This is a genomic window from Enterobacter cloacae complex sp. 402C9 (genome assembly GCF_050030745.1).
GTDB lineage: Bacteria > Pseudomonadota > Gammaproteobacteria > Enterobacterales > Enterobacteriaceae > Enterobacter > Enterobacter intestinihominis.
Genome location: NZ_JBLGUW010000001.1, coordinates 2,973,590 through 2,986,821 on the forward strand (window position 1 = coordinate 2,973,590; position 13,232 = coordinate 2,986,821).

Consider the following 13,232-nt stretch of genomic DNA (forward strand, 5'->3'; position numbering starts at 1 on the left):
AATATCTTTCAATTAAACAACATCTTTTCTGATATCAGTTGAGCACAATGTTTTTACCCATGAGTCTACGCTATAACGCGAAATTGCATCCGTATGCTTTTCATCATACGGGATATCAAAAAAAGCAGAGTCTATATAAATATTTTTGCGGTCTATAAAATAAAAATTTTCAGATGCATAAAAGTCGTAGTCCTTAACTCTGCTATTAGTTGTTATGAACTTCCTCTTTAGAGGTAAGCATTCTATTGTTCTCATCGTCAAACCTGTCTGCCGGGGATGCTGGATGTCAAGCACAGCATCAGCACCAGAGAAGAATGACGCAATCTGTTTTTTATTTCTAGAGCGAAGTGTAAAACTAAAGAGTCTGTATTTAATGACATCTTTTATATTGGTAAGAATAAAACCAGCCAATACAACAATAGAAGGAAAATAAAGCACAAACCTTAAATCATATTCATTTTTATATTTCTCATAAATTTCCCCTAATAGCTTGTATCTGTCACTATGTACGGTACCGAGGAATGCAATACTTGGCTTAACGTTCTTTGCTGTTTTTCTTGTCGCTGTGCTTACAAAATCAGGGGAATAAAACAATGGCAAATGATCCATAAAATCATATTCTCGAGCATCATTATCATCAAAGGTAAACACTCGGTCAAATAAGTTTAGATACTCCTGAATATGAGGGTAATTTTTAATAGAATCCCACGCGTAGTAAATGAATTGAGCACTCTTATATTTATTTTTGAATTTAAGTAGATTTTTTCTATCGAGAGACTCACCTTTAAGCACTATAACATAGTCGTAATCATCTCTTGTTTGAAGCAATATCCTCTCAAAATACGCGTCTGAAATGCGTTTAAGGAAATTATTATCTTTCCAGAGCCTAAGTAAAATTTTAAAAAAGACGTTATTAAATGGCTTTTCATCGAAATAATCAACGGTGGCACCGGCTCGCCTTAATCCATCAGATATTTCGGTCTCATAATTAAAAAAGCGAGGACATAAAAACAGCACTTTCATTTTAAATACTCTTCTTCACAATGGCCGGAATGCCTACAAGTAGCACATTGTCATCACAGGAATGCATTACAACAGCGTTAGCCGCGACAATAACATTGTCACCAATTCGAATACCACCAAGAACCTTAGCCCCTGATGCAATTACTACATTATCACCTAAAACAGGGCGATTAGCGTGATTGAATGGAATATCGATATTTTTCGCACCCAGCGTAACTTGCTGGTATATTGTTGCGTTAACACCAATTTTAGATGCGCCAATAACAATACCCTGCGAGTGTGGTATAAAAAAACCACCACCTACTTCGCAGTTTGACGCAATTTCAACCCCAAAAACAATAAAATTTATTAGCGAAAAAATCTTTCCTAAAACAGGGATTCTTTTCTTATAGCAAAAATGACTCATGCGGTATAAAATAACTGGAGTCATTTTCATTCCGATAAAAGCTGAAATTATACCTAAAAGAGAAACTTTTGATTTATTACGCCCACTCAGTTTGTAATATCTCCGTACATCTTCCTTAACTAACTCAAACATTAGGATGACTCCCTGTAAATATTTTAATTCTCACAAGAACAAGAGTAACAATGAAAAGTAAGAAATATGTCTGAATAAAAAATAAATTATAAAAGCCACTAAATATTGCGCACTGCATTGCAATCGCATAAGGAAATAAACTAAAACGATATGACTTTAGCAAATTCTTGTAGGCAATACTGAAAAGCAGAAGTAAGCATGTAACCACAATTAGGGAGCCCGCGATGCCAAGATCGGGCATTAGCTTTTCAAACATTGTTGAAACGTTGGCATTATCATCTACTAATGCCATGGTATCGTGGAATCCTAAATCACTATAAATGAGATTTCGGATAACACTGGGGAAAAGATCCTGGAAGCTTGTAAAATCGTATACCGGCACTATATCCGCAAAGTTATAGGCGAGATTTGCAAGACCCGCAGTAACATAGACATAAAACCATGTAAATCCTGAAGGCAGACTCGACAAAAATTGTCCTTGTGGTGACAACAAATATTGATACGGATTTTCTGCGCCCCTGATATCTCCTACTGCTCCAAAAACTAGAACTATTGTCACAACTGACAATACAGTATAAACAAACATCTTTTTCGTGAATTTTTTATAAATAAAGAATAAAAAGAATATTTCTACGAGACCAGACATCAGAATACCACGTCTGAAGACCAGCATTTCCCAGATGCTCATTAACAGAATTACCAGAAGTATACTTTTCCGTTTTGATAAAAGAAAATGATAATATAGTGACGGAAAAACAAAAAGGAATAGCATATTAACTATGCCATGATATGTTGGTATTCCGAACTCGGTATAGTTATAGCCGCCCCTAAATTGCATAATCATTGGGATCCCACCAGCAACAACCACATCAGGTATTATTGCAAAGCACCAAATGATGAGCCATATTTTAGTCGCCCGCCAAGATGGCATAATATCTTTAAGACGAACATGATTAATACTGCCAGGAGTGATAAATGGAAGTGAAAAAATCAACCCCAGAACAACATTGATTGACAAAAACACCATCATCTCACTTGAGAGAGGGCTAATATTAGTCGTCAATCCAAGCGAATATAAGAAAATTGTAAACAACCAAATTGAAGCATATACAAACCCTGGGGACAATAAAAAAATACTCATCCTACATCCTCAGCTGTCGAAGTCTTCCACCTTCAATATATGAAAGTGCCAATACGACTTTATATACAAAATCGGGTATTTTAATCGTTTTTGAATCTAATTCATCACACAAGCAGAGCAGAATTTTTCGTGTCGTTGTTATTGGAAGAATATGTATAGCCTTTATGAGTAGTTTACTAAGGAGTTTTGTATCTTCCAACATCACTTCGTAAGATGAAAAGAGACTGTCCTTCACGCATTCCGGATGTTTTTCTTTCAAAACAGGGAACGATTTTGATGCATATACAACCATTCTTTCCGAAGCTCTGCGCAAAGTTGGGGTATCACTGTCTTCTGCTCTTGCATCGGGTAAAAAATAAAAGTCATACTTTGCTTTTGAAACTCGGATGCCAAGTTCCTCATCTTCACAGCCGTAATGATAGAAAGTTTCATCAAAACCGCCAATTGTGTCAATTATATCTCGCGTCAGGATAATGCCGTCACTTGCGAAGAAACGAGTGCTTATAATTCCTTCAGGCATGTTACGCGCCCCCAAATAACGACTGTCAAAATAGCGGAGATAATTGCTGGTGTTGAGTCTGGCGGGATCGATTCGTATGTTAATTCTGGCTGCTGTATAGCTCTTGTCATGGAAAAAAGAAACGATCTTTTTTAATGCGTTAGGTTCAAGCAGGTTGTCGATATCAATAAACATTATCAACGAATTTGTCGCGAGAGAAATACCCACGTTACGGGAAATTGCCCTGCCAGAATTTATTTGGTTCCTGTGGAATAAAAAATTTATCTTATCTTTAAACGCTTCCGCATACGAGTCTGCGATTTCTGCAAGTGAAATCGGACTACAATCGTCAATAAGAATTAATTCGACAAGGTTGTTTGGATAATCAATATTCAGTATAGCATCCATGAAGCCCTTAACTTTCGATGGTTCACAGTAAGCAGGGACCACTATTGAAATCTTATCATTGTACTGCACTAATGCACCTCGTAGAATAAATTATATTAAAGGCGTAGACTACTGCTAAACCGATGACGATGTTACTCACCCCCATATAATGGAAAATGGCAGGAACAATAGCCACTACCAGGCAGAAGGCTATCAACCACTTAATAGCTAATTTTTTTAACTGCTTCATTCTAATTAGAACCATACTGAGCAACTGATCTATAGCTAATATTGGTGTTAACCAGACAAATGTTTTTAAATAACTATATGCGTAAACGAGTTTTGCACCATAAAGGACGTGAATAATCATGTCGGCAAGAATTGTTGTAAACAGTGCGCCAGCACAGGTTACTGAAAGCGTAGCGAAAATACAGAACGGCAATTTTATTTTTATTGTTGTAATATCAATAAATTTAAATATAAAAATTGGTGCGATTGCCTGAACAAACAGAATACATATTGCATACCAGTTATCGACTAACTGAAGTGCTGCTGCATAGTTCGAATACGTTTCTCCAGAAATTTTTCCTTCGAGATATACTCGATCAAATTTCATGGTGACCTGCTGCATAATCAAACAAAACCATACGGCGACACCAATCTTAAAATACGAAAAAATCTCAGAATCAACCTTCACGAATTTAAATCCTGTAGCTTTTCTGAAAGTATAAAAGATAAAGCCACATGGTAAAAGTGATTCAATAACCCATGCCACCCAAAGATAATTTATTGGCAATTGATTCCTTACACCAATATAAATGACAATGAGTTTAATTATTGCAGCGAACATAAGCACGAGGCAAGGTAACTTGAGACGAGCCTGGCTTTGGTACCATGTTAAACCTACAATAAAAGTTTCTCGTAATGCAACAGATATGGCCAAACCAATAATAAACTGTCTGGACAGTCCACTGGCAGCAAAGATTCCCCATGCCACCATGCACAATGCAACGAAAACTCCTGCCGCTAGACGCAATAAAATCACGTTGCTCATAGTGGAGTTTATTTTTGATGGTGCATCCAGCAATTTAGGAATAACCACCTCAGCCCCACAGATCCATGTGCCTGTCATGAATATAGCCAGAATAACGAGAGAATATTGCCAGCTACTGAAATCACCAAAATTATAATGATTTATCAATAATCTGTTAATAATAATAATGATAACGAGTTGAGTGATTCTCTCGAGGCTAAGATAAAAAAAGTTCACAAAGACTTTTCGTTTATCTTCATCCGCCACATTTTTTTTAATGGCTGATAAGAAAAAATTAGACATCTGTCATATTCTTTTTAAAGTTATCGATCATTATTTCTATATCAGACAATACACTTTTATAGACATGGCCGAACTCATTTATAGTTCTGGTATTATCCGTAGGAGGGAAATACTCACCTTTGAAACCTTCATGCCATTTGATCGTACAGCCAGTTTTACTTGCAATTAAATCTGCAATATCAGATGCTTTGGTATTTACACCAGAAGCAATGTTATAGATGTGATGTTCATTCTTACGGCTGATGAGGTAAATCATTTCTGCAACATCCGTAACTGAAACATAATCTTTTGCATATGCAGGCGCAACATACATATCAATATGTTTATTCGAAATTGCATTTCTTATTATACTTGGCAGGAATAACTTACTTTTTAATGCCAAACCGTAAACGTTACTAGGTCTGACAATAATCGTATCTCGACTGCTTTTAAGGCATAACTCTTCACTTACCAGTTTAGTAAGGTTAAAAAGTCTTCGGTTATCGCTGCTGCATACCGTAAGATTATCATTTTCCGACGCGCTATCTTGTTCCATATATACGCGCGTTGATGAAATATAGATTAATTTCGAGAACTCAGCGCGTTCCAAAATTGATGCCAGCAACTCGGTGTTTGATTTATATACATCAAATGGTGTGTTTGCACAATCACCATTGCCAGCAGCATAGATGACAATGCCCAGATCTCTATCAAAAAGAGTCTCATCATCGCGTGGCGGGACTTCAACTTTTTCGCCCTTAGCCAGAAGGTTTTCCACGATTTCACTACCAATGAAACCACGTCCACCGATCACTGTATAATGTGCTTTCATAACGTTTTCTTATACTCAGCGAGTGTAATTAATTTGATGTCTTTTTCAGAGAGGAGTGGTGATGTTATCGGCCAGTCAATGGCAATATCCGGATCATTCCAGATAATCCCACCTTCATCCTTTGGATCGTAAAAATCAGTACACTTATAGTGGAAATCGGCATAATCGCTTAATACGCAGAATCCATGGGCAAACCCAGGAGGAACGTACAACTGGTTATTCTTCTCGCCTGAAAGAAGTACACCAACATATTGGCCAAATGTATCAGAATCTTGGCGAAGATCCACTGCAACATCATAAACTTCACCGCTGATTACGCTAACTAATTTACCCTGAGGCTTCGTTTTCTGGAAATGCAGTCCACGTAGAACATTTCGACTCGAACGTGAGCGATTATCCTGTACAAAAGTACCTTTAATTCCTGCATCTTCATATTTTTCTTTATGCCAGGCTTCAAGAAAAAAACCGCGAGAATCACCAAAAACCTCAGGCTCAATGATCACACAATCTTTTAAAGGTGTTTGAATTACGTTCATTATAAATCCTTCGGTGGGAAAGAATCTCTTTCCCATCTACTTTGTGAGTTAATTTCAGATTTTGGTACTGACTTAAAATACTTAACTGTTGTTTTCTTTCCAGAGTAAGTCACAGATGTCATCAGTAGGATTAAATGCAGTAGGTGCATTTAGCAATATTTTGCGCACCCGTTCATAATCAAAGTTGCGACATGAGATATCTAATTCTGCAAGAATATTTTTCATTTCACTCCACGGAAGCATGACTTCATTAGCCGTTTTAATTCGTGGATGTTGTGTTATAGAGACGTTATCGCCTATTAAAAGCTCTTCATAAAGCTTCTCTCCAGGCCGCAGTCCCGTCGTTTTGATAGCAATATCACCATAAGGATTTTTATCATCGCGGACGGAAAGTCCCTGCAATGCAATCATGCGGTGGGCGAGATCAATAATTTTAACCGGGTCGCCCATATCCAGCACAAAAACATCTCCCCCACTACCCATTGCTCCAGCCTGGATCACAAGCTGCGCTGCTTCAGGAATGGTCATGAAATAACGGGTGATATCAGGGTGCGTTAATGTTACCGGGCCACCAGCAGCGATTTGTTTTTCAAATAGGGGCACAACCGAACCGGACGAACCTAACACATTCCCGAACCTGACCATGCTGAAGCAGGTTTTACTCGATTCTGATGCCAGGGCCTGCAGAATCAGCTCCGCCATACGCTTTGTCGCACCCATTGTGTTTGTTGGCCGCACAGCTTTATCTGTAGAGATAAGAACAAAACTTTCGACGCCACAATTTTCGGCAGCTTGAGCGCAGCACAAAGTTCCAAAGATATTGTTACGGACACCGTCAATAACATTGAATTCAACTAGCGGAACATGCTTATAGGCTGCCGCATGGTATATAGTCTCAACGTTAAATGCCTTGATTAGCCTTTCAAGATGTTCCATATCCTGAACGTTACCTAAAATTGGGTAAATCTTAGTATTCAAGGATTGTGTCAGAATTAAATTTCTTAGCTCAGAATCGATAGAATAAAGTGAGTATTCTGATAACTCGAAAAGAATTAGTTGTGAAGGTTTATTTTTGATTATTTGTCGGCATAGTTCAGAACCAATAGATCCTCCTGCGCCAGTGACCATGACCGTTTTATCAAGAATATTCTTTGAGACTAATTCAGGGATCGGTGAAACAGGGTCGCGACCTAACAGATCGGTAATTACTACTTTACGTAAAGCATCGATTCTCGCTTTTCCTTCAACCAAGTCAACCATTCCCGGAATCGAAAGCACCTCACAAGGTAGTCCTTCGAGGGTAGAAATCACCTCATTTTTTCTCGCACGGCTGGCACTTGGCATCGCCAGCAGAATTTTCTTAGCCTCATACTTCTCGATTAGCCATGCCAATTTTTCTGGCGAAAACACACTTACACCATGGATAACCTGCCCCTGTAATGAGCGATTGTCGTCAACAAACGCAACGGGATAGTATTCATCCATCTGACTCAACGCGGGAAGTAACTGTCGTCCTGAAGCTCCGGCCCCATATATGATGACGCGTGTTCCCAATTTTAAGCCACGATTAACTAGCATTCTCATTCCAAGGCGCGAGCCCGCCACAAGCAATACCCCGAACGAGAAATAAATAAAGGGGATGGTTCTTGGAAGATAGAGGTTTGTGTAAAAAGCGGCAATAATCAGGAGTAACGACGAAATTAGCATTCCAAGAGAAACAACAAGCAGTATTTTCGCGGTTATGTAACGTATTACAGCTCTATAAAGTCCAAGTTTTACAAAGATGGCAAGAGTAATTACTATTATTGATGTGAGCAGTAACCAGTGGGATACGCTAGTTAACGGTGTCATAGAATCAATACGAACCCAAAATGCAAACCAAAATGCACACGTTAACAAAACAACATCAATGGAGAGTGTAATAATCCGTTTTATTGGTCTTGGCAAAGAAATTAAATAAGTTAGCATACTAAAAACTAGTCGCCTCGTTAAAGCTTGCTATTAATTTATAAAATAGTACCGGGAGGGCATATGGCATGCTCATCCACTGTTGCACTATATCCACCCACTGTTCCCGCTTGCAGAAAAGCCGATCTCCCAATATTCGCACCACCGGCAAGATGCACGCCAACCCCTAAGTGGGCAAAATCACCAAGAGTCGAATCATGATCCACCGTCGAATGACTATTAACTATCGTACCTGCTCCTAAGGTTGAGTTTGCGCCAATAACTGCACCGGCTAAAACTACGCTCCCGCTCCCCAAGGTAGCGGACGGACTCACAAATGCAAAGGGGTGTACCAGCGTTGTCGGAGTAATACTTAAACTTTGAAGCTGATGGTGGAATACTTCTCTTAGCTTATTATTGCCAATGCCTATAGCAATATGTTTGGCAGTGTCCGCATAGAGATTAAGATCTGATGTTTTCCCAATAACATGAATCTCTGAAGTATTTAAGCACGATTCATTATCATCGAGGAATACAATATTTTCATATCCCAAAAGTCTAGCAGTTTCGTACAGCGTACGTCCATGCCCTCCAGTTCCTATAATGATCAGATCATTCATTTATGCATTCTCTTTGTCTTTGACTCCAGCCCCACATTTGAAAGCGATAAATATCAATGGTAGCCACGCGATGATGATGCCAACAATTCCATCAATTTTTGCAGAAATGATTAAGTATGCAATTGGGAACAACCACACAATATTTATTGCAATCGCCGCCAATGTTACCGGAACATGGCTCTTATATTTGCGGGCAAGAATTTGATAGCAATGGCTTGCATGTGCTTCATAAACTTTTTTACCAGCCAGTAATCTTCTAAGCAAGGTAGTAGTTGCATCCACAATAAAAATGCCAAGCAGACAAAGTTCAGCGAACAAGACATGTGAATCTAGCTTTGCAAAATAAAGAATCATCAGGCCAATAGTAATACCTAAAAAACCACTTCCAGCATCCCCCATGAAGATCCTTGCCACAGGAAAGTTCCACACAATGAATCCTGCGGCAGCCCCAGCGAGAGCCAGTGCAATCATCGTCATCGCATCAGGAGAACCAGCGTTTTGGCTAAGCGTTATTATAACGACACTGCACAGAGAAAAAGTAATGGCTTGAGAGCTTGCAAGACCATTAATGCCATCCATAAAGTTATATAGATTCAACATCCACACAAGATAGACGCTTCCTATGATTATTCCAAACCATGACAAAGATACGACATAGCCAAATATATCAATATCCGGAAACGTTCCTAAGAAATAGAGACCTATTGCTGCTGCTAAGAAATGCATCAGCAAACGCCAGCGCGCAGCAATGTGTCCATGATCATCGAGAAAACCGATAACCGCAATCAATAAGCCCGGCACGAAGAAGCCTAAAAATGTCTCATGAGAGATATGTTTCGTCAGTACCAACCATAGTAATGCAGCTAATAATGTTAATACTATAGCAACCCCTCCACCGCGCGGCGTCGGCACACTATGTGAGCTTCTTTGGTTTGGCTGATCAATCACATTATTCTTGATGGCGTACAACCTTAAACCCCAGGTCATCGCGCATGAGATAAAGAATGCAAAAACGACAATCCCCAGATACAACATTATTTTTTACCTTCAATAAAATTCTTCGCTGTTTTTACCATCGTTTCCTGCAACGTAACGGGTGGAGTCCATTGAAGCTGTTCCCTTGATTTCGTTGAGTCGACTTCCAGATCGCCATACAGTTGGTCATATATACTTTTTTTCCTCATTGCTGAAAGAAAAATTTTAAGTAATACCCGAGGGAAATAAACAATCCGCGCTGTCATGCCCATCCCGGTAGAAAATGCCGTAATCATTTCTTCAGTTGAAGGATGCTCCTGGTCAGCCAAAAGATAAAGTTCATTTTTTGACTTTTCATTTGTTGTACATTCGCTTATAAAGCTCACAACATTGTCCAGTGAAACAAGGGCGCGCTTATTTTTTACTGACTTAAAAGGCAGAGGCAGGTTTTTAGACACTAACTTTAATAAGCGTTGAATATTACCCGGAGCATTTGGACCACAGATTAAAGCCGGACGAACGATTGTTATTGCCATATTACTTCCTGAAAATGCCTTGAGAAGGCTTTCCTCGGCTTCCAGCTTGGAAATAGCATAATCTGACGTTGGTCTGGCAGGTGTCGATTCACTGAAAGGGATTCCCGATGTGGAATTACCATTTACTCCAATTGAACTGACGAAGATGAAATGTTTTACGCCACAGTTTGCAGCGTCATTAGCTAATTTCATTGTCGCATCATGGTTGACACGACGAAATTCTGTCAGCGCATCTTCAGCATCATCTTTAAGGATATGAGCTCTTCCTGCGGTATGAATGACAGTATCACAACCTTGTAAAAGCGTAGTCCAATTCGTTTGAGCCGAAATATCGCCAAGATTATACTTTCCCTGTTCAATATTTTCTTCTCGACGCGTAGTGAAAATTACCTGGTGACCTGCTGATCTTAACGTTTTGACTAAAGCAGTACCGAGAAATCCAGTTCCCCCAGTCACTAAAATTTTCATTGTCGTCCCCTATCAGCTAATTAACCATATAAATATCGAGGCGGATAGCCCTTAACGATTTTGATAATTTTGTACAATCCAGGTCTTATAATTCCCGCTTTTAACGTTTTCTACCCATGTTGTGTTTGCCAAATACCATTCAACTGTTTTACGAATCCCACTTTCAAATGTTTCCGCAGGCTTCCAGCCAAGCTCAAGTCCAATTTTCTCAGCATCAATCGCATAGCGGCGGTCATGGCCCGGACGGTCAGCAACATAGGTAATCTGATCGCGATACGACCCCTCTTTAGGCACAATCTCATCCAGCAGATCGCAAATCGTATGCACCACATCCAGGTTTTGCTTTTCGTTATGTCCACCAATGTTGTACGTCTCCCCCGGTTTCCCTTGGGTGACCACGGTATAGAGTGCACGCGCATGGTCTTCAACATAGAGCCAGTCGCGGATTTGATCGCCCTTGCCGTAAATAGGCAGCGCTTTGCCGTCCAATGCATTCAGGATAACCAGCGGAATCAGTTTTTCCGGGAAATGGTAAGGGCCATAGTTATTTGAACAGTTGGTGACGATGGTCGGGAAACCGTAGGTACGCATCCAGGCACGAACGAGATGATCGCTGGAGGCTTTTGACGCTGAATACGGACTGCTGGGCGCATACGCGGTAGTTTCAGTAAAGAGTGGCAGCTCAGTTGATGCAGGATGCTCATCAGGATGCGGCAAATCTCCATACACTTCGTCGGTAGAGATGTGATGGAAACGAAACGCTTTCTTCGCCTGCTCATCCAGCGTAGACCAGTACGCACGGGCGGCTTCCAGAAGCACATAAGTGCCGACAATATTGGTTTCGATAAACGCTGCCGGGCCCGTAATAGAACGGTCAACGTGGCTTTCAGCAGCCAGATGCATTACCGCATCAGGCTTATGCTTTGCAAAGATGCGATCCATGGCGTCTTTGTCGCAAATATCGGCATGTTCAAAAGCATATCGGTTGCTATCACTAACTTCTGTTAGCGACTCCAGATTACCGGCATAGGTGAGCTTATCTATATTGACGACATCGTCTTGGGTATTTTTAATAATATGTCGCACAACCGCTGAGCCGATAAAACCAGCCCCGCCCGTCACAAGAATTTTCACGTTATCTGTTCCGTCTAGTGTATATGTCTGGATACTGGGGTTCTGAAACCTGAGTGTTTAATAACGGTTTCAGAAATTGAGCACGCTACCGCCCCTGGCTTAACAGCTACCAGTGCACTGAGCGATGTTTGATTGAATGATTCTATTTGTCTGGTTACAGACAAAAACTGGCGTTAATTGTCGTCCTAAACGTCCTCAGAAACAAGCACAAATCGCTACAAAGCTGCTGAGATTTGAATCAGATAACCGTATGTAATCATTAAAATTAATAACAAAAAACGGCAGTTATCACTTTGGTAATGTCTCAACATCCCAAAATGATAACTGCCGTTGTTCAGGCCGTGGCAGGACTATCAGTCGTTAGCCAGCAGCTTCTCAATCCGGCTTCTGAACTTCGCCCCTTCCTTCAGGTTACGCAGGCCATAGTTCACAAACGCCTGCATATACCCCATTTTCTTACCGCAGTCATAGCTGTCACCGGTCATCAGCATGGCATCAACCGACTGCTTCTTCGCCAGCTCAGCAATCGCATCGGTCAGTTGGATACGATCCCAGGCACCCGGCTCGGTTTTTTCCAGCTCAGCCCAGATATCTGCATTCAGCACATAACGGCCGACTGCCATCAGGTCGGAGTCCAGGGTCTGCGGCTGATCGGGTTTTTCGATAAACTCAACGATCCGGCTCACTTGCCCTTCCGACTCCAGCGGCTCTTTAGTCTGAATAACTGAGTACTCAGAGAGATCACCCTTCATACGTTTCGCCAGCACCTGGCTGCGACCCGTTTCGTTAAAGCGTGCCACCATTGCCGCCAGGTTGTAACGCAGCGGATCGGCAGAAGCGGTATCAATGATGATATCGGGCAGTACCACGATAAACGGGTTATCGCCTACGACCGGACGCGCGCACAGGATCGAGTGGCCCAGACCCAGCGGCTGCGCCTGACGCACGTTCATGATGGTCACGCCAGGAGGGCAGATAGACTGAACTTCCGCCAGAAGCTGACGCTTAACGCGCTGCTCAAGCAACGCTTCGAGTTCATAAGAGGTGTCGAAGTGGTTCTCTACCGCATTCTTCGAAGAGTGCGTCACCAGAACGATTTCTTTGATCCCTGCAGCAACAATCTCGTCGACGATGTACTGAATCATCGGCTTGTCAACGATCGGCAGCATCTCTTTAGGAATTGCCTTCGTGGCTGGCAACATATGCATGCCCAGACCCGCTACCGGTATGACTGCTTTCAAATTAATCATTATTTCTTCCACCTTAAAATGGTTGACGAAT

13 protein-coding genes are annotated in these 13,232 nt (G+C 40.9%); all 13 read right to left on the reverse strand.

The features are described from left to right. Positions 1–12 precede the first annotated feature (12 nt). Entirely contained in the window at positions 13–1,023 is a 1,011-nt protein-coding gene (locus ACQG1K_RS14280) for a hypothetical protein (RefSeq protein WP_049137382.1), read from the reverse strand. Between the two features lies 1 nt (position 1,024). Next, positions 1,025–1,561 carry a serine O-acetyltransferase gene (locus tag ACQG1K_RS14285; protein ID WP_063199150.1) on the reverse strand — a complete coding sequence of 179 codons (537 nt, stop codon included), beginning with the start codon at positions 1,559–1,561 and terminating at the stop codon, positions 1,025–1,027. Beyond that, a complete protein-coding gene (locus ACQG1K_RS14290) occupies positions 1,554–2,702 on the reverse strand; it encodes an O-antigen polymerase (RefSeq protein WP_063199147.1) in 1,149 nt (382 codons plus the stop codon). Before ACQG1K_RS14290 ends, ACQG1K_RS14285 begins: the two co-directional genes overlap by 8 nt. A gap of 1 nt (position 2,703) precedes the next feature. Next, complete coding sequence (locus ACQG1K_RS14295; RefSeq protein WP_367075978.1) at positions 2,704–3,678, reverse strand: glycosyltransferase; 975 nt, start codon at positions 3,676–3,678, stop codon at positions 2,704–2,706. Next, complete coding sequence (gene wzx, locus ACQG1K_RS14300; protein ID WP_367075980.1) at positions 3,665–4,924, reverse strand: O45 family O-antigen flippase; 1,260 nt, start codon at positions 4,922–4,924, stop codon at positions 3,665–3,667. Before wzx ends, ACQG1K_RS14295 begins: the two co-directional genes overlap by 14 nt. Further along, entirely contained in the window at positions 4,917–5,735 is an 819-nt protein-coding gene (locus ACQG1K_RS14305) for an NAD-dependent epimerase/dehydratase family protein (RefSeq protein ID WP_063199139.1), read from the reverse strand. Before ACQG1K_RS14305 ends, wzx begins: the two co-directional genes overlap by 8 nt. Next, complete coding sequence (gene rfbC / locus ACQG1K_RS14310) at positions 5,732–6,271, reverse strand: dTDP-4-dehydrorhamnose 3,5-epimerase (protein ID WP_063199136.1); 540 nt, start codon at positions 6,269–6,271, stop codon at positions 5,732–5,734. Before rfbC ends, ACQG1K_RS14305 begins: the two co-directional genes overlap by 4 nt. Before the next feature lie 81 nt (positions 6,272–6,352). Then, a complete protein-coding gene (locus ACQG1K_RS14315) occupies positions 6,353–8,239 on the reverse strand; it encodes a nucleoside-diphosphate sugar epimerase/dehydratase (protein WP_047363176.1) in 1,887 nt (628 codons plus the stop codon). Positions 8,240–8,277: 38 nt separating this feature from the next. Further along, positions 8,278–8,838, reverse strand: coding sequence for a sugar O-acyltransferase (locus tag ACQG1K_RS14320; RefSeq protein WP_063199134.1), 561 nt, complete (start codon positions 8,836–8,838; stop codon positions 8,278–8,280). After that, positions 8,839–9,873, reverse strand: coding sequence for an MraY family glycosyltransferase (locus ACQG1K_RS14325; protein ID WP_148741928.1), 1,035 nt, complete (start codon positions 9,871–9,873; stop codon positions 8,839–8,841). Next, a complete protein-coding gene (locus ACQG1K_RS14330; protein ID WP_063199128.1) occupies positions 9,873–10,817 on the reverse strand; it encodes an NAD-dependent epimerase/dehydratase family protein in 945 nt (314 codons plus the stop codon). Before ACQG1K_RS14330 ends, ACQG1K_RS14325 begins: the two co-directional genes overlap by 1 nt. 51 nt (positions 10,818–10,868) lie before the next feature. Continuing rightward, positions 10,869–11,951 carry a dTDP-glucose 4,6-dehydratase gene (gene rfbB / locus ACQG1K_RS14335; RefSeq protein WP_367075982.1) on the reverse strand — a complete coding sequence of 361 codons (1,083 nt, stop codon included), beginning with the start codon at positions 11,949–11,951 and terminating at the stop codon, positions 10,869–10,871. Between the two features lie 353 nt (positions 11,952–12,304). Continuing rightward, a complete protein-coding gene (gene galF, locus ACQG1K_RS14340) occupies positions 12,305–13,201 on the reverse strand; it encodes a GalU regulator GalF (protein ID WP_023306567.1) in 897 nt (298 codons plus the stop codon). Positions 13,202–13,232: the final 31 nt, after the last annotated feature.